We start from the raw sequence: 17788 nt of genomic DNA, 5'->3' as shown, positions 1-17788 counted from the left end.
TCCTTTACTAAAATGCCAAAAAGTACATCAGAAATACATGTATGATAATCATGACAATAGCTACTCCTACTTGTGCTTTGATAACGCCATTTGGATCTTTCATATCCAAAAGGGCTACAGGTAGAGTATTGAAATTGGCAGCCATTGGGGTTAATAGAGTCCCACAACAACCTGCTGTCATAGCAAGAGCACCCGCCACGATTGGATCTGCTCCCAAGGAAAATACAAAGGGAACACCAATTCCAGCAGTAATGACAGTAAAGGCCGCAAAGGCATTTCCCATAATCATTGAAAATAGAACCATTCCCAACACATAAGCCACTACACCCATCAACCGACTCCCCGAAGGCACAAAACCACTTATCAGATGTGACATTAAATCTCCAACTCCAGCTACAGTAAAAATAGCCCCCAAAGCTCCTAAAAGTTGGGGAACAATCCCACTAGTTGAGACTTGCTGAACCATGCGATTGTTTTCTGATAATAAGCTTTTAGGAGAACTCTTAGTAATCAATAAAAGAGAAATGGTTGCTAAAAATGCTGCAAGACTGATAGCAATCTTACTAAACTCAGGGATCATTTTTGCTAATACTAAAGCAATCAAAGCCATCAGCATGACCGGAATAAAAATTTTATTCTTCAACCGTTTAGCTTCAAAGTTTGCCTTGACTTCATCCAGAGACGGTAAGGTTCCGATACGAACCTGTTTAAAGAGTGTTAGTAGGGCTAAGAGCAATACGATAACTCCAATACAGATAGAAGGTAGATAAGAACCACCGATAAAACTGATGCCCAATAAAGCCCAAAACCCAGCTGTTCCATATCGAACTGGGTTTGTTTTGTCTTTAGAACTACAATAGGCCGTGTGAAGAAATTGACAACCAATCACAATATAGGTTAACTCTAATAACTGTCTTGCTAGATTGGTCATTCATCTTTTCCTTTACTAAGCTTATTCGCTAGCAATTTTCTATCAAATAAGTAATTGTACAGCCCTACCACAAGCAAGGCAACTCCTGCAACAATAAGAGAAGCCGAAGCGATCCCTGCATAATTACTTTCGTAACCTAATTGGTCCAGAGTGCCCCCCACCAAGAGGACACCACCTGCACCAACGAAAGTGTTCTGAGCAAAGAAATTTGCAAAATTATCATTTGCTGCTGCACGCGCTTTTAGCGCTTCGCTCTCCTGCTCCGTTAATTTTCTACCTAATTGTGACTCTGCTGCTGCTTGTCCCATGGGTTGAACCAGAGGTCTTACAAACTGCGGCTGCCCTCCTAGACGAATGGCAAAGAACCCGTCGAGTTCCCGAAAAAAGAAATAAATTGTATAAAAACTTCCTACGGTCAGTCCTTTAATCTTTTGAATCAAGTCAATCGAACGTTGCTTGAGGCCAAAAGTTTCAGATAAACCAACCAAGGGCAAGGTTACCATAAAAATCGTAAGAACTCGTTGATTGCTAAATTCTCTTCCTAAAATTTCCAAGAACTCAACAAGAGAAACTCCAGAAACTAGAGCTGTAACTAAACTAGCTAAGACTACCGTTGCGATGGTATCTAATTTGTAGATAAAACCAACCACAATGATAACTATCCCTATTAGTTTAATCCATTCCATATAGGCCCCTTTATTCCAAAAATACTAGTCTGTTTTATTTGACATGACTTTCTAGTTCTTTTTGGTATTTACTGTTTGATTCCAATTTTTCTTTTTGCCATTTTTCAAGAGCTGCTTGATATTCTTTAGCAGATACAATTTCTTTTTGCAATTTCATTCCCTTGAAGATATATGGATCACCCTTAATACCTACTTGTGAGTATGGTTTAGAGAATGGAACTACGTTGCTGACAACTGGTGAGCCACCTGATGAAGCTGTTGGCATCAAGAGAGAACTATCAGTGAGCCATGCTTGAGCTTTAGCATATTTTTCATATCTCTTGTCCAAATCGTTTGTTTCAGAAACTGCATCATCCAAGAGTTTCTTATATTCGTCCAGACCAAGTTGAGCTACTACTTCCTTGTCTTTACCTTTTGTAATACCAAGGTGTTTCATAGCAGAACCAGTCTTAGGATCCATGATATTAAGATAACTTGCTGGGTCTTGGTAGCTTGGAGCCCATCCAGTACTGTTCAAGTCATAGTCTTTTTGGGCTGGAACACGTGCTTGCGATGTAATGCTTTCCTTTTCGTTATCGGTCATCTGAAGGACATCAATCACGACATTTTCAGAACCAAGAGTTGACTCGATTGATTGTTTGAAGGAATTACTTTGTTGAACGGCAATTGTATCTGTCTGTTCAACTGGAACATCCAAGTGAATTGGGAAGGTTACACCTTTTGCTTCCAATTCTTTCTTAGCTTTTTCGAATGAAGCTTTGGCTTTGTCTGGATTGTAGATGGTATCTTTTCCATCAACAAGCTCAACACCTTTCCATTGGTCTCCATAGTTGACCAATTCTGCTTGAGCGATATCTCCAAAGTTCTTACCGCCAGATTGTACAAAGTTATCTGGAACTAGACTGTTACGAATAATCTTGTCCGCACCATCTTCACCATTGAGCTGTGCAGCATATGAATGACGGTTGAAGGCAAAGTTGATTGCTTGACGGAAGTCTTTGTTCAACATCGCTTCTTTTGTAGAAGTTTTCTGTTCTTCACTTGTTTTCGCAGTCTTATTGTAAGATTGACGGTTTACGTTAAAGGTAAAGTAATAACTAGTTGAATCCTGTGGACTGTATGTGATTTTATCTCCGTATTGTTCCAATGTAGAAGCAAAGTTTGAGCTACTTGGGAAGATACGAGCTGTTGTATAAACACCTGAAGAGAAGCTACGGATTAATGATTCTTGGTCTGAACCATCATAGTAGGTCAATTTTACTTTCTCAATTTTAACCTTCTCTTTATCCCAATAATTTGGGTTCTTTTCGTATTCGATTAAAGATTTTGAAGTCAATGTCTTTAAGATATACGGACCGTTATAAAGAATTCCAGATGGACTTACTGCTCCGTAGTTCTTGCCTGAAGCTTTGAGGAATTCCTCGTTTACCGGCAACATGGTTGCTGAGGTTACTTTCGAATTCCAGAAACTTTCAGGTGCATTAAGAGTATACTGGACTGTGTAGTCATCCAATGCCTTAACCCCAACTGTAGAGAAGTCATTAGTCTCACCAGTCATATATTCATTCAAGCCCTTGATGGAGTTTTGAATAAGAGTGACACCGTCTGATTTACCATCTGCTACGTGTTTTAGTCCAGTAACAAAGTCATGCGCTGTTACTTCAGCGTATTCTTCACCTTCTGACGTGTACCATTTAACTCCTTTACGAAGTTTATAAGTATAAGTCAAACCGTCTTGTGAGACACTCCAGTCTTCTGCTAGTGAAGGAACCAAATTTCCATATTCATCGTTTTCCAACAATCCATCAACAACGTTACCAATAATATCCGTTGTTGAAGTACGAGTTGCAATACTGTAGTCCAAAGATGATGGGTCTACTCCATAGACATAAGAGAAGGTTGTAGGTGCATCTGCTTCTTTATCAGCTTTACCACAAGCTACAAGAAGAACTGCTGTACTCAGGACCACTCCTGCTGTTAACATCCACTTTTTCGTTTTCATAAAGATCTCCTTTAATAATGTTTAATCTACTTTTACAATCCAGCCTTCTGGTGCTTCAATGTCACCAAATTGGATACCTGTCAATTCATCGTATAGTTTACGAGTCACTGGACCAACCTCTGTTTCACTGTAGAAAACATGGAAATCATCACCGTGTTGGATCCCCCCAATAGGTGAGATTACTGCTGCTGTTCCACAGGCACCTGCTTCTACAAATCGAGCCAAGTTATCGATTGGCACATCTCCCTCAACAGGCTTCAAGCCCAAACGATGCTCTGCCAAGTAAAGCAATGAATACTTGGTTATCGATGGCAAGATTGATGGACTCAATGGGGTTACAAACTCATTATCAGCTGTAATTCCAAAGAAGTTCGCTGAACCGACTTCTTCAATCTTAGTGTGGGTTGATGGGTCTAGATAAATAACATCTGAGAAATGACGGGATTTAGCCATTTTTCCTGGCAAGAGACTAGCGGCATAGTTCCCACCGACCTTGGCAGCTCCTGTTCCATTAGGTGCAGCACGGTCATACTCATCTTGAATCAAGAAGTTTGTTGGAACCAATCCACCCTTAAAGTAATTTCCAACTGGCATAGCAAAGATGGTAAAAATATACTCCTCAGCTGGTTTTACCCCGATGATATCTCCGACACCAATCAAAAGTGGACGAAGATAAAGGGTTCCACCAGTTCCGTAAGGTGGTACGTATTCTTCATTAGCACGAACAACTGCTTTACAAGCCTCTACAAACATTTCTGTTGGCACTTGGGGCATCAAGAGACGATCACAGGTACGTTGGAGTCGTTTAGCATTTTCATCTGGACGGAAGAGTTGAATACTGCCATCCTTTGTACGATAGGATTTCAATCCTTCAAACGCTTGCTGTCCATAGTGAAGGCTTGGAGATGATTCTGAAATATGCAAGGTTGCATCTTCTGTTAATTCCCCCTGTGTCCATTGTCCATCTTTAAAATAAGCGATATAACGATAAGGTAGTTTCATATAGGAAAAACCGAGATTTTCCCAATCAATCGTAACTGTCATGACAATCTCCTTTATTCTAATCAGGCTTTGTGTTCTATTCTACACTATTCTCCTAAAAATTCAAGTATTATTTGTAATTTTCTGAAAATTTTACTTCTAAAAAATCAGTCACTAGGACTGATTTTTAATTTTCTTTGTCTTCTTTAAGGACTTCTTTGAGGTAGGCATCGAAAACTTCCTCGTCTGAAATAGTATCTGAGATAAAGCTTCCATTACTTGTGCGCTCTGATAGATTCAAATCTTGCAGAATTGCCTCGTAAATTGTTCCATTATTTGATTGGATAACAAGAGTTTGTTCGCCATCTTCTACTTCTGTACTGAAGAGATCTCCGATAAATCCTTGTTCTGAGACAGAACCGGCCAAGAAGACGCGATGTGGTTTACTCTTCAATTCTCTCAGAACTTGAAGACCACGCTTAGCACGACTGGTTGCTGGAATTTCCTCTGTTGATACACGTTTCAAGCTTCCACGTTGCGTTAACAGATAGAAGGATGAAGTATTGCAGATAAAGGCAACTTGAAGCTCATCATCTGCTTTCAGATTCATAGCTTTAACACCTGCAGCCTTGGCTCCAACAACTGGAACCTCTTCGATATTAAAGCGAAGGGCATATCCATTTTTACTAATCAACAAAACATCATCCAATTTAATCGGAGCTACTGCTACAATCTGGTCACTATCGTCTTTCAACTTGGCATATTTGACAGATTTAGAACGATAGGTTCTCCATGGAGAGAATTCTTTTCGTTCGACACGCTTGATTTGTCCAAGGCGAGTCGCTGCAAAGTAGGTCGTCGCATCATCAAACTGATCCACAACTTCTACGTATAGCACTTCTTCATTGGTTTCAAAGTTTGTAATCGTTTGGCTCAAGTGCTCCCCGATATCCTTCCAACGAATATCTGCTAATTCATGGACAGGACGGTAGATAACATTTCCTAGTGTTGTAAAGATTAAGAGATGTTGAGTTGTCTTAACAGATTGGATAAATAGCAATCGGTCATCATCCCGTTTACCAATTTCCTCTAACGTTGAAGCTGAGAAAGAACGAGGGCTAGTACGCTTGATATAGCCAGCTTTCGTCACGCTGACATATGTATCTTCTTCAGCGATCAAACTAGCTGTATCAATCTCGATCACTTTTGCTGTATCTTCTAAAGAACTCAAACGAGGTGTCGCAAACTGTCTCTTGACCTCACGAAGTTCTTTTTTCATGAGATTGTACATAGTCCGTTCGTCACCAATGATAGCCGCCAGCATAGCAATTTTTTCGCGAAGTTCTGCTTCTTCTTCCTGCAAGACAACTACGTCTGTATTGGTCAAACGGTATAGTTGCAAGGTAACGATAGCTTCAGCCTGCTCTTCAGTAAAATCATAACTGACCTTGAGGTTTTCCTTGGCATCAGCCTTGTTCTCAGAAGCACGGATAAGAGCAATGACTTCATCTAAAATAGAGATGACACGAATCAAACCTTCCACGATATGGAGACGTTTTTCAGCCTTTTCCTTGTCAAAGCGAGAACGTGCCAAGATGACCTCACGACGGTGGGCAATATAGCTAGATAAGATAGGCACAATTCCAACCTGACGAGGGGTGAAATTGTCAATCGCAACCATGTTGAAGTTGTAGTTGATTTGCAAGTCAGTATACTTGAAAAGGTAGTTGAGAACAAGCTCTGTGTTCGCATCTTTCTTGAGCTCGATAGCAATGCGAAGACCGTCACGGTCAGACTCATCACGAACCTCAGCGATACCTGCTACCTTGTTATTGACACGAACTTCATCAATTTTCTTGACTAAGTTAGCCTTATTAATCTCATAAGGAATCTCAGTGATAACGATTTGTTCCTTACCACCTTTTAACTTCTCAATTTCAGTCTTGGAACGAACAACCACGCGCCCCTTACCAGTTTCATAGGCCTTTTTGATCTCGTCACGACCTTGAATAATGGCTCCTGTAGGGAAGTCTGGTCCAGGTAAGAATTCCATAAGCTTATCAACTTTAGCAGTTGGGTGATCAATCATGTAGACTGTCGCATCGATAACTTCAGCCAAATTATGCGGTGGAATATCTGTGGCATAACCAGCTGAAATACCTGTTGAACCATTGACTAGAAGGTTTGGAAAGGCTGCTGGTAAGACAGTTGGCTCTTTCTCCGTATCGTCAAAGTTCCAAGCAAAAGGAACTGTCTTTTTATCGATATCTTGAAGAAGGTAGCCTGCAATCTCTGACAAACGAGCTTCCGTATAACGCATAGCCGCAGGTGGATCTCCGTCCATGGAACCGTTGTTTCCGTGCATTTCAACTAGAATCTCACGGTTCTTCCAGTCCTGAGACATACGGACCATGGCATCATAGATCGAAGAATCCCCGTGTGGGTGGAAATTCCCCATAATGTTACCGACAGACTTGGCCGACTTACGGTAGCTCTTGTCAAAAGTATTGCCATCCTTATTCATAGAATAAAGAATACGGCGTTGAACCGGCTTCAATCCATCCCGAATATCTGGCAAAGCCCGGTCTTGAATGATGTATTTGGAGTAGCGACCAAAGCGCTCTCCCATGATGTCCTCCAAGGACATATTTTGGATATTACTCATATAGGATACAAAGCCCGTAAAATGCAAAGTGAAAATAGGAAATTCTTGCAGTGAGCGATGCTCACAAGAGAATTTATCTTTTTCACACAGTATTTAGGGCGTGTTTAACTCCTTTCAAAAAAATAGAGTAGGTTTTTACATTAAAATTGGTATTGAGAAAAATATCTTTAGATACTATTTAAGTCATTTATTTAGATTAACCAAAAGCAACTATTCCCTATGGGTTGTTCTTTCTTCTTTGAAGAATGTACAAATATAGACAAGGTAAATAAGAAATTATAGCAGTTGATATCAGCAAGATATCAAATACAAACCTTTTCCCTCGAAATAGCTCCTCCCAATGCATTGTGTTAAGATAATGAAAAATTAAACCGAATAAATAACAGATACTTATAGGGAAGACTCTCCACTTGATTGATTTGTATAAATAATGTAAGCGTATTGAGTGATAGATTGTGGAAGAAATAAGCATAGGTAAACAAAAATCAATTAGAAAAAAATAAAACCTTAAAGTATCATGAAACATATCTGTCCGATCTATGGGAAACAACCAAATATTACATATGGTGATAATTACAGGAAAAAATAATCCATAAAATCTTTTGCCAAGTTTATTATTTTGTAAGGCAATATATATTGATAAGATTATGGACACAATTGGAAGAAATGGGAATAACATAGCAAATATTCCAAACATGAAATCAAACATACTATTTCACCTCAATAGCTATTATAAACCGAAGAATTTGTTCATCTTGTAAGTGTCTCTGAAACTATTTCAACTTCTCCAAAGCATACTCAATCATCTTATCAGCCACTTCTTTTTCATACTTAAATCCCATCTTTTGAGCAAGACTTTGAGCTTCTTGATGGAAAAGTTGCATGGTAGCAAATAAAGACTGAGTGATTTTGTCTAAACTTGATAAATCAAGAAGAGCAGAGAATTCCTTCTCTTTCTCTGTATGTAAATACTGGAAAAGATACTTGTAGTTCTTACCGATGTCGACTACTCCTCTATCACTTGCGACCTGCCAAGCTAAGATTTTCAAGAGTTCTTGATGACAAATGCCGTAGAGATGGTCCGTTGCATAAATGACTTGCTTACGACAAATTCCTTTGACCACGTAGGCTGACACCCACCAAAATTCATTACAAGATTTTTCAAAATCCGTCTCACTAGCTGGATGTATCCAAAAACGCTCTGGACTTGGAGAATAAGTCTCAAAAATACCCTTCTTATCTTCTAAAACTGTGAAGCCTGCCTCGCTATCCACCCATTCTTGCATGTGTTCTTGTGGGCAGAGAGTCAAATCAATGCGATTACCATCCTCAAAGAGCATGAGGTAAAGACGGCGATGTCCTAGAGTAACCTCTTGCTCGATGACGGGTTTACCGAACTGGTCCAACCAAGAAATGTCTCTCGTTAGATTATCTAAATTATCTACGACATAGACAACATCATAATCTTGAAATTCATCTGTTTGAACCTTTTGGTTTGTACGCGAGCCAGATAGAGCCACAGCATCAACCTGTAATTTTTTTGCTATTTGTAAAATCAGGTCAAGTATCTCATGGTCAGTTCTCATGGAAAACCTATCTTTTCAGTTGAGACTATTGATTTTATATATGACATAACGAAAAATCCTACTTTCTAGCGTTATTTACTCTTTATGAAATTTTTTTAAAATTTTATATTTATTTCATAATTTTTTAATTAAGTTATTCGGATATGACTTTAAAATAATTAACATATTATACAACATTTTACTTAAACGTAAAATTCAGACTCGCTTGAGTATTATTATCCTTATATGTCTAAATTCTCAACTCTCCTACTAAATGCCACTTTAAGTTTCAACTTACTTCCCAGAAAAAATCTGCTATTCGAATTGGTTTAATTATTATAGATTGATAAACTACTAACAAGTCTTTCTTAAATAGCAAAAGACTATAACCATAACTTCTTAGATTCATCTTGAATACCAAATATACATAAAATAATCAGTATACTGATTCACATAAATTAAAGCTGGCAAAAAAGATAACTACCAGTTGCTTAAGATTAACACTCCATTTAAATAATACTCTTTTAATATCTGGTTAAAAGAACTTTAGCATGACCATATAAAAAGTATTATCTACAAGTTAAAGATAATTTATCTCCATATCAGTTAATTGTAAAACATATAAAAATTCCCTTTAATTATAAGTGAAAATATAAACTTCGCTTTTATAAATCTAAAGTTACTCTTTCCGCCACCGAAATTGAAAAAAGGTCATTAATTTTAATTTCATTACAAGTTGGAATATAATCTTTTGCTGCATTTCTACATTCTTTAGAAATCTCAGAATTCTGTTTTAAAATACCCATATAAGAACCTACAATTTTTTTCAAATCCATATATTTAAGAAAAGTTTTTTCATCAATTATCTTTTCATCAATATAATCATAAAATTGTGAATTGATTTTTAATTCTTTTTCTAATACAAAACATTGGTTAGAGTCCTTAGTTAATATTAGTCTGTGCCTAATCTTTTTCTCACTTTTAAAGTAATTCTTTAAAATCTCTATAAGAGATGATAGGTATAAATCTAAAATACCATGATAAATCAAGACAATATTTTCTACACTATAAAAATCTATCTGATAAATTCTATCTAAGTTTTCACTAAAAAAATCACCATCTATTACTCCATAGAATTTACTATTTTGAGAGACAATTTTTTTTATATTTGAACAAGGGCCTCCATTATCCAATGTATATTTTCTAAATAATTCTATTTTTTGGTAATATTTTTTATTTATTTTTCCTTCAAAAAAAATTTTTTTATCAGTGGAAGGCAACATTTCTTCAGCTAAGTGATTTAATTCTGCAACATTTAAATTAGAAACCGATAACTCTGTCATAGCTCTAACCTTTCAAAATCATTAGCAATACAGTCTTTAAAAATGTATGGTGCATGAGTTGCTAAAATAATTCTATTGCCTTTTCTTTCGCACAAATATACTAAGTCATTAATAAGTTTTGATTGAAAGTTTAATGATAAAGATACTTCTGGCTCATCAATTAGATAAATATCTGCTTTCTCGAATACAACAGATAGAAATAGTTTTATTATCCTCTTTTCTCCTGAAGAAAGTTTCTCACAATCTATAACTTCCGAATTCTTTTTGACTTTAACTCTACCAGATTGAATTATAATCTCCAATCCTCCATAGCCGGTTGATAATAATTTGTTAGTAATAATAATATTATCTAGGATTTCATTAATTTTACTGATTACACTTTCACGAGTTTTTTCAGCTATATCTTTCTTTTCAAAAAAAGTAAACCCATACTTCTCTATGTTTTTTTTGATGTTTTCATCAATTCTATTCATTATAACCTCTAAATTAGTATCAGGTGATATATAACAAGTATCATTACTCTTTAATGAATCTTCAAGTTCTTTTTGAAACGCCTTAATAGACTCTACTTTCTCATTATTTTCTTCTAATTCTCTATAATGAGCATCCTCTAAAGTTCTCAATAAATATTCATTAATAGTCAATGCTTCTCGAATAAACAAAAAAATATCTCTTTCGTCTGCGAACCCATTAGTAGAAGTATAAAAACCGTGTGGGATATCATTCCTTAGTTTCTTTAATGTTAAACTACATGTCCTGAATATCCGATCCACTTTTGTCAAATTGTTAATTTGCCTCCAATTTCCTCTCCCATTTTCCGCGATTTGTAATAATGATCTCAATTCATCTAAATGACGACTTAACAGCTCTTGAAAAACAAATGAAATCCCACTTAATTCTCTAAGTACTGAATACAAATCATTTAATGCAAACTCTATAGATTTAACATATTTGGTTAAGTATTTACTACCTAATATATTATTCTTTGGTAGAGAGAATTCTGTAAAATCTTTTCCATCAATTTTTAAAGTAGATAAATTCAATTCTTCTACTAAATTAAAAATCTTACTTTGAAATTCAATACTTGCAATCTTATGCAAATTATCAATCGCAGTTAATATTCTAGTTTTTCCTCGGCCGTTATTTCCATAAATAACAGTATTTTTAGATAAATCTATTTTTCTAGGTTCTTTCAACTCATCCTGCGGAACATCTTTAAATGAAAATTCTAGTTTCATAATATTTAAATCCTTTCCTAATTTTAAAACACAGTCGCTTCTTCCAGCGTAAACTTGACATTATCTTCAATCCACTTACGACGTGGCTCGACCTTATCACCCATTAAGACATTGACACGACGTTCTGCGCGTGCTAAGTCTTCAATCGTGACACGAATGAGGGTACGAGTTTCTGGGTTCATGGTTGTTTCCCAGAGCTGGTCCGCATTCATTTCACCAAGACCCTTGTAGCGTTGAAGGGTAGCACCTTTACCGAACTGCTTGCGGAGTTCTTCCAGTTCTCCGTCTGTCCAAGCATAGGCTACTTCTTCTTTTTTGCCTTTACCTTTGGACATCTTATAAAGAGGAGGAAGGGCGATATACACATGTCCCGCCTCGACTAGTGGACGCATGTAGCGATAAAAGAAGGTTAAGAGAAGGGTTTGAATGTGGGCACCATCGGTGTCCGCATCGGTCATGATAATGATCTTATCATAGTTGGCATCTTCAAGGGAAAAGTCTGCTCCTACACCGGCACCAATGGTATAAATCATAGTGTTGATTTCTTCATTTTTAAGGATATCTGCCATCTTGGCCTTGGCTGTATTGATGACCTTACCACGAAGAGGCAAGATAGCCTGGAACTTGCGGTCACGACCTTGTTTGGCAGAGCCACCGGCAGAATCACCCTCGACTAGGTAGAGTTCATTCTTAGCTGGATTTTTAGACTGGGCTGGTGTTAATTTACCAGAAAGCAATCCCTTATCTTTTTTGTTTTTCTTGCCATTTCGGCTCTCATCACGCGCTTTTCGTGCTGCTTCACGGGCATCACGCGCCTTGATGGCTTTACGAATCAGATTTGAAGCTAATTCCCCATTTTCCATAAGGAAGAAGGTCAGTTTTTCAGCAACAATACTATCAACGATTGGACGAGCTAGTGGACTTCCAAGTTTGTCCTTAGTCTGTCCTTCAAACTGAAGATGTTCTTCAGGAACCAAGATAGAAAGAACAGCTGATAAACCTTCACGGTAATCTGAACCTTCAAGATTTTTATCTTTTTCCTTGAGAAGCCCCGTCTTACGTGCATAGTCATTCATAACCTTGGTAATGGCTGACTTGAGTCCTGTCTCATGCGTTCCACCGTCTTTGGTACGGACGTTATTGACAAAGGACAAGATGTTATCTGAAAATCCATCATTATACTGGAGGGCTACTTCTACTTGAAAACCATTGTCTTCCCCTTCAAAGTATAGAACTGGTGTCAAGGTTTCCTTGTCTTCGTTAAGATAAGAAACAAAGTCCTGTACCCCATTCTCATAATGGAATTCAATTGCTTCATCTGTTCGCTTGTCCGTTAATGACAAGGTTACATTCTTCAAGAGAAAGGCTGACTCATTGAGACGCTCTGAAATGGTATTGTACTTAAAGTCTGTCGTAGAAAAGATACTGGCGTCTGGCATGAAGGTCACTTTGGTACCTGTCTTAGACTTAGGTGCAGTTCCAACCTTTTCTAGAGTGGTTACTGGCTTCCCACCATTTTCAAAACGTTGTCTATAAACTGCTCCATCACGAGTAATTTCTACTTCTAGCCAACTAGAGAGGGCGTTTACAACAGAAGATCCAACCCCGTGGAGACCTCCAGATGTCTTATAACCACCCTGACCGAATTTTCCTCCGGCGTGAAGGATGGTAAAGATAACCTCAACCGTTGGAATTCCCATAGCGTGCATCCCAGTCGGCATTCCACGTCCGTGGTCTTGAACCGTTAAACTTCCGTCTTTATTAATGGTCACATCGATCCGATCACCAAATCCAGACAAGGCCTCATCGACAGCATTATCGACGATTTCCCAGACAAGGTGGTGGAGACCAGCACCGTCAGTCGATCCGATATACATCCCTGGACGTTTCCGGACCGCATCCAACCCTTCTAGCACCTGAATGGCGTCATCATTATAATTGTTAATATTGATTTCCTTTTTTGACACAAGGAACCTCCTATTTGTTCATCTTTACTATTTTACAGGTTTTCTAGGGATTTTGCAAAGCTTTTCCCTTTCAGCCGTCACAATTTCACAGGATATTCTCTGACTTTCTATACCATTTCATGGTATAATAGAAACATGATGACAATAGTATTATTAATTATAGCTTATTTATTGGGTTCAATTCCTTCAGGCTTGTGGATTGGACAAATATTCTTTAACATCAATCTAAGAGAACATGGATCTGGTAATACTGGAACGACCAATACCTTTCGAATCTTAGGTAAAAAAGCTGGAATGGCAACCTTTGTAATTGATTTCTTTAAAGGTACTTTGGCTACTCTACTTCCACTAATCTTCCATGTGCAGGGAGTTTCACCAATCGTCTTTGGACTTTTAGCAGTCATTGGCCACACCTTCCCTATCTTTGCCAAATTTAAGGGTGGTAAGGCTGTTGCAACCAGTGCCGGAGTTATTTTTGGTTTTGCTCCTCTTTTTTGCCTTTACCTTGCGGTCATTTTCTTTGGAATCCTTTATCTGGGAAGTATGATTTCCCTCTCTAGTATCTCTGCTGCTATTGCTGCGATTATTGGAGTCCTTCTGTTTCCTCTCTTTGGATTTATTTTAACTAGTTATGACCTACTTTTTACTGTGATTATTATTGGTCTTGCAAGTCTAGTGATTGTACGCCACAAGGACAATATCAAACGTATCCAAAATAAAACTGAAAATCTCATTCCTTGGGGACTTAACCTAACGCACCAAGAACCAAAAAAATAAAACGTCAGTTTCAACTGACGTTTTTTTATGTTATTTAGACTTGATATAGTTGATACCATCTGCCTTCGGCGCAACAGCTTTACCAAAGAAGGCTGCTAGGACGACAATGGTCAAGAGATATGGTGCGATTTGCAAGTAAACGGCTGGAACTCCTTGCAAGAAAGGAAGTTGAGAGCCGATAACCGCCAAACTTTGTGATAGTCCAAAGAAAAGACTTGAAAGCATGGCACCAACAGGATTCCATTTACCGAAGATCATAGCTGCAAGCGCGATGAATCCAGGTCCTACGATAGTTGTAACTGAGAAGTTAACAGAGATTGATTGAGCGTAAATAGCTCCACCGATTCCTCCAAGGAAACCTGAAATCACAACTCCAAGATATCTCATCTTGTAGACGTTGATACCCAAAGTATCTGCTGCTTGTGGGTGTTCACCAACTGAACGAAGGCGAAGTCCAAAGCGAGTCTTAAAGAGGATAAACCAAGCTAGGAATGAGAATGCAATTGCTAGATAACCTAGTAGACTAGTTGACTTGAAGAAGATATCTCCGATAACAGGGATATTAGCTAATACCGGGAAGTCAAAACGACCAAAAGTTTGTGTTAAGTTATCCGTTTGTCCCTTATTATAAAGCACCTTCACCAAGAAAACTGCCAAGGCTGGCGCCATCAAGTTAAGCACAGTACCACTGACGACATGGTCTGCACGGAAATGAATTGTAGCCACTGCGTGAATGAGCGAGAAGATAGCTCCGACTAATCCACCAACTAGAAGAGCTAACCAAGGAGTTAATGCTCCCAAATCTTGAGCAAATTCAAGGTTAAAAACAACTCCAGAAAAGGCACCCATGACCATGATTCCTTCAAGACCAACGTTAACAACTCCACCACGTTCTGAGAAAACTCCTCCGATACTTGTGAAAATAAGTGGTGCTGCATAAATCAACATCGAAGAAACCATAAGGGTTAACATTGTTGTAATCGACATCCTTATTTACCTCCTTTAAGTTGTTTTCTTGGTTTGACAAAGCGTTCGATGATGTAGTGAACGCTGACAAAGAAGATAATTGAGGCTGTAACGATACTTACAAGCTCAGATGGTACTTGTGCAGCATTCATACCAGGGGCTCCAACTTGAAGAACACTGAAAAGGAAGGCTGCAAATAGAATTCCAACTGGTGAGTTTGAAGCAAGTAGGCTTACTGCCATACCGTTAAATCCGATTGCCAATGATGAACCTTGAACATAAACGTTTTGGAAGGTACCAAGTCCTTCTACTGCGCCACCAAGTCCTGCAAGGGCACCAGAAATAATCATTGATAGAATAATGGTGCGTTTCGCTGAAATACCTGCGTATTCAGAAGCATTTGGATTGAGACCAACTGCACGGATTTCAAAACCAAGAGTTGTTTTCTTGAGCAAGAACCAGATAACTGCTACTGCTATGATAGCAAAGAAAATTCCAATGTTCATACGAGAGTTTCCAGTCAACTCAGCAAGCCATGGTGTCTGATAGGTTGCATTTGTACTAACACGAATGGATGAGTCAGTACTTTGCATGATTTCTTTAGGGAAGTGATGAATAAAGGCATTGCCCACATAAAGAACAATGTAGTTCATCATGATGGTTACAATAACTTCAGATGTCCCAAGGTAGGCTCTTAAAATACCAGGAATAGCACCAACGATCCCTCCCGCAACTAAAGCAATTACAATCGTCGCAAGAATCATCAATGGTCGTGGCAAATCTGGGAAAGAGAGGGCGAACCAGCCACTCATAACCCAACCTGCGAGAGCTTGTCCTGGAAGACCAACGTTAAAGAAACCAGCACGACTTGCAACTGCAAATCCAAGGGCAATCAGAATTAAAGGTCCCATAGCACGGAAGATTTCACCGATTCCACGAACACTACCAAATGCTGTGTAGAATAGTTCTTCATAGCCCCAGATAGCATCGTAGCCGAAAATCCACATGACGATGGCTCCGAGTAGAATTCCTAAAATAACAGAAATCAAAGGAACCGAAATTTGTTGTAATTTTTTAGACATCACTCTTCTCCTTTTTCCAATTCACCACCAGCCATCAAGACACCAAGCTCTTGTTTGTTGGTTGTTTCTGGCGTTACAATCCCTTGAATCTTACCATCATGGATAACAGCAATTCTATCAGAGACATTTAGAATCTCATCTAGTTCAAAGCTGACTACAAGGACAGCTTTCCCATTATCACGTTCTTGAATCAAGCGTTTGTGAATGTACTCAATAGCACCGACGTCCAAACCACGAGTAGGTTGACTGACGATTAGGAGATCAGGATTTCGATCGACTTCTCGAGCGATAATTGCTTTTTGTTGATTTCCTCCAGAAAGAGCTGATGCTGGAACAATCTCACTAGCAGCACGCACATCGAATTCTTGCATTAACTGTTTAGCGTACCCGATGATATTGGTGTAGTTTAAGATTCCCTTCTTGCTAAGAGGTTCCTTATAGTAGGTTTGAAGAGCGATATTTTCAGAAATCATCATTTCTAAAACTAAACCATCACGGTGGCGATCTTCTGGAACGTGGCCTACACTCATTTCTGTAATTTGACGAGGGTGTAAACCTACGATAGACTGGCCTTTCAACTCCACGCTACCAGACTCAATCTTACGAAGACCAGTGATAGCTTGGATTAATTCAGATTGACCATTTCCATCAATACCGGCAATTCCGACAATCTCACCAGCTCGAACATCGAGTGAGAGATTTTTAACAGCAGGAACACCACGGTTTTCGTTTACTACTAGGTCTTTAATAGACAGAATAACTTCTTTAGGTTGAGCTTCCTGTTTCTCAGTTTTAAAGGAAACAGAACGTCCTACCATCATCTCAGCTAAGTCAGCATTAGTCGCACCAGCAATCTCAACTGTTTCAATAGATTTACCACGACGGATAACTGTAACACGATCTGATACAGCACGAATCTCATCCAACTTATGGGTAATCAAGATAATTGATTTACCTTCTTTAACCAAGTTCTTCATGATAGCCATCAACTCATCAATTTCTGATGGCGTCAAAACAGCAGTAGGTTCGTCAAAGATAAGAATATCAGCTCCACGATAAAGTGTCTTTAGGATTTCAACACGTTGTTGAGCGCCGACAGAGATGTCTGCAACTTTGGCAGAAGGATCCACAGCAAGACCATAACGTTCAGACAACTCATTGATTTCTCGAGTTGCACGAGCAATATCTAGCACACCATTTTTGGTCAATTCACTCCCCAAAATGATATTTTCAGCAACAGTGAAAGCTTCTACCAACATAAAGTGTTGGTGGACCATCCCAATTCCTAAGCTAGCCGCTTTTGATGGCGAATCTAGCTTTACAACTTGACCGTTGACCACAATTTCACCACTAGTTGGTTCTAGAAGCCCCGCTAGCATGTTCATAAGAGTGGACTTACCAGCTCCATTTTCTCCTAAAAGTGCATGAATTTCACCTTTACGAAGTTCAAGGTTAATCTTGTCGTTAGCGACAAATTCACCAAAAACTTTGGTAATTTCACGCATCTCAATGACATTTTCGTGTGCCATGTGCTCTTCCTTTCAGAATTATATTTTATTTCAATAAAACCTGCTAAAGAAACTTA

13 protein-coding genes are annotated in these 17788 nt (G+C 38.5%); 1 reads left to right on the top strand and 12 read right to left on the bottom strand.

Features of this window, described 5'->3' with window-relative positions; all coding sequences use genetic code 11:
• Positions 1-7: 7 nt before the first annotated feature.
• From K1I61_RS01500 to parE, 9 genes are all read right to left on the bottom strand, one after another.
• Positions 8-931: a DUF979 domain-containing protein gene (locus K1I61_RS01500; protein WP_223332868.1), complete on the bottom strand. Its 924-nt coding sequence runs from the start codon at positions 929-931 to the stop codon at positions 8-10.
• On the bottom strand, positions 928-1617 hold the full coding sequence (locus tag K1I61_RS01495; protein WP_036754553.1) for a DUF969 domain-containing protein: 690 nt from the start codon (positions 1615-1617) through the stop codon (positions 928-930). The genes K1I61_RS01500 and K1I61_RS01495 overlap by 4 nt, the downstream gene beginning before the upstream one ends.
• Before the next feature lie 34 nt (positions 1618-1651).
• Positions 1652-3619, bottom strand: coding sequence for a peptide ABC transporter substrate-binding protein (locus tag K1I61_RS01490; protein WP_214261766.1), 1968 nt, complete (start codon positions 3617-3619; stop codon positions 1652-1654).
• A 21-nt stretch (positions 3620-3640) separates the two neighbouring features.
• Positions 3641-4663 carry a branched-chain amino acid aminotransferase gene (locus K1I61_RS01485; RefSeq protein WP_223332867.1) on the bottom strand — a complete coding sequence of 341 codons (1023 nt, stop codon included), beginning with the start codon at positions 4661-4663 and terminating at the stop codon, positions 3641-3643.
• Positions 4664-4787: 124 nt separating this feature from the next.
• The gene (parC, locus tag K1I61_RS01480) at positions 4788-7265 is read right to left on the bottom strand and encodes a DNA topoisomerase IV subunit A (protein ID WP_223332866.1); all 2478 of its coding nucleotides are present in this window, start codon (positions 7263-7265) and stop codon (positions 4788-4790) included.
• Positions 7266-8038: 773 nt separating this feature from the next.
• On the bottom strand, positions 8039-8851 hold the full coding sequence (locus tag K1I61_RS01475) for an aminoglycoside 6-adenylyltransferase (protein ID WP_223332865.1): 813 nt from the start codon (positions 8849-8851) through the stop codon (positions 8039-8041).
• 644 nt (positions 8852-9495) lie between these two features.
• Positions 9496-10173 carry a hypothetical protein gene (locus K1I61_RS01470; protein ID WP_223332864.1) on the bottom strand — a complete coding sequence of 226 codons (678 nt, stop codon included), beginning with the start codon at positions 10171-10173 and terminating at the stop codon, positions 9496-9498.
• Positions 10170-11411 carry an AAA family ATPase gene (locus K1I61_RS01465; RefSeq protein WP_223332863.1) on the bottom strand — a complete coding sequence of 414 codons (1242 nt, stop codon included), beginning with the start codon at positions 11409-11411 and terminating at the stop codon, positions 10170-10172. The genes K1I61_RS01470 and K1I61_RS01465 overlap by 4 nt, the downstream gene beginning before the upstream one ends.
• A 23-nt stretch (positions 11412-11434) precedes the next feature.
• Positions 11435-13378, bottom strand: a complete 1944-nt coding sequence (gene parE, locus K1I61_RS01460) for a DNA topoisomerase IV subunit B (protein ID WP_004253201.1) — start codon at positions 13376-13378, stop codon at positions 11435-11437.
• Positions 13379-13513: 135 nt separating this feature from the next.
• On the opposite strand from parE, the gene plsY reads away from it, so the two are divergent.
• Positions 13514-14155 (top strand): glycerol-3-phosphate 1-O-acyltransferase PlsY, encoded by a 642-nt coding sequence (plsY, locus tag K1I61_RS01455; protein WP_223332862.1) that lies wholly within the window; start codon positions 13514-13516, stop codon positions 14153-14155.
• A 30-nt stretch (positions 14156-14185) separates the two neighbouring features.
• Here the strand turns inward: plsY and K1I61_RS01450 are convergent, their stop codons facing one another.
• The 3 genes from K1I61_RS01450 to K1I61_RS01440 are packed head-to-tail and all read right to left on the bottom strand — an operon-like array spanning position 14186 to position 17732.
• Positions 14186-15142: an ABC transporter permease gene (locus K1I61_RS01450; protein WP_075228674.1), complete on the bottom strand. Its 957-nt coding sequence runs from the start codon at positions 15140-15142 to the stop codon at positions 14186-14188.
• 2 nt (positions 15143-15144) lie between these two features.
• Positions 15145-16203 carry an ABC transporter permease gene (locus tag K1I61_RS01445; RefSeq protein WP_036754513.1) on the bottom strand — a complete coding sequence of 353 codons (1059 nt, stop codon included), beginning with the start codon at positions 16201-16203 and terminating at the stop codon, positions 15145-15147.
• Complete coding sequence (locus tag K1I61_RS01440; RefSeq protein ID WP_223332861.1) at positions 16203-17732, bottom strand: ABC transporter ATP-binding protein; 1530 nt, start codon at positions 17730-17732, stop codon at positions 16203-16205. Before K1I61_RS01440 ends, K1I61_RS01445 begins: the two co-directional genes overlap by 1 nt.
• Positions 17733-17788 lie beyond the last annotated feature (56 nt).

The sequence above is a fragment of the Streptococcus infantis genome, from assembly GCF_019929665.1.
Taxonomy (GTDB): Bacteria; Bacillota; Bacilli; order Lactobacillales; family Streptococcaceae; genus Streptococcus; species Streptococcus infantis_H.
Note: the sequence above shows the minus strand (reverse complement) of the source record. Positions and strands in the feature narration are given on the sequence as shown.

Excerpts from the sequence above, each read along its gene's own strand:
- K1I61_RS01500 (WP_223332868.1), bottom strand. The coding sequence starts at position 931 with ATGACCAATCTAGCAAGACAGTTATTAGAGTTAACCTATATTGTGATT.
- K1I61_RS01495 (WP_036754553.1), bottom strand. The coding sequence starts at position 1,617 with ATGGAATGGATTAAACTAATAGGGATAGTTATCATTGTGGTTGGTTTT.
- K1I61_RS01490 (WP_214261766.1), bottom strand. The coding sequence starts at position 3,619 with ATGAAAACGAAAAAGTGGATGTTAACAGCAGGAGTGGTCCTGAGTACA.
- K1I61_RS01485 (WP_223332867.1), bottom strand. The coding sequence starts at position 4,663 with ATGACAGTTACGATTGATTGGGAAAATCTCGGTTTTTCCTATATGAAA.
- parC (WP_223332866.1), bottom strand. The coding sequence starts at position 7,265 with ATGAGTAATATCCAAAATATGTCCTTGGAGGACATCATGGGAGAGCGC.
- K1I61_RS01475 (WP_223332865.1), bottom strand. The coding sequence starts at position 8,851 with ATGAGAACTGACCATGAGATACTTGACCTGATTTTACAAATAGCAAAA.
- K1I61_RS01470 (WP_223332864.1), bottom strand. The coding sequence starts at position 10,173 with ATGACAGAGTTATCGGTTTCTAATTTAAATGTTGCAGAATTAAATCAC.
- K1I61_RS01465 (WP_223332863.1), bottom strand. The coding sequence starts at position 11,411 with ATGAAACTAGAATTTTCATTTAAAGATGTTCCGCAGGATGAGTTGAAA.
- plsY (WP_223332862.1), top strand. The coding sequence starts at position 13,514 with ATGATGACAATAGTATTATTAATTATAGCTTATTTATTGGGTTCAATT.
- K1I61_RS01450 (WP_075228674.1), bottom strand. The coding sequence starts at position 15,142 with ATGTCGATTACAACAATGTTAACCCTTATGGTTTCTTCGATGTTGATT.
- K1I61_RS01445 (WP_036754513.1), bottom strand. The coding sequence starts at position 16,203 with ATGTCTAAAAAATTACAACAAATTTCGGTTCCTTTGATTTCTGTTATT.
- K1I61_RS01440 (WP_223332861.1), bottom strand. The coding sequence starts at position 17,732 with ATGGCACACGAAAATGTCATTGAGATGCGTGAAATTACCAAAGTTTTT.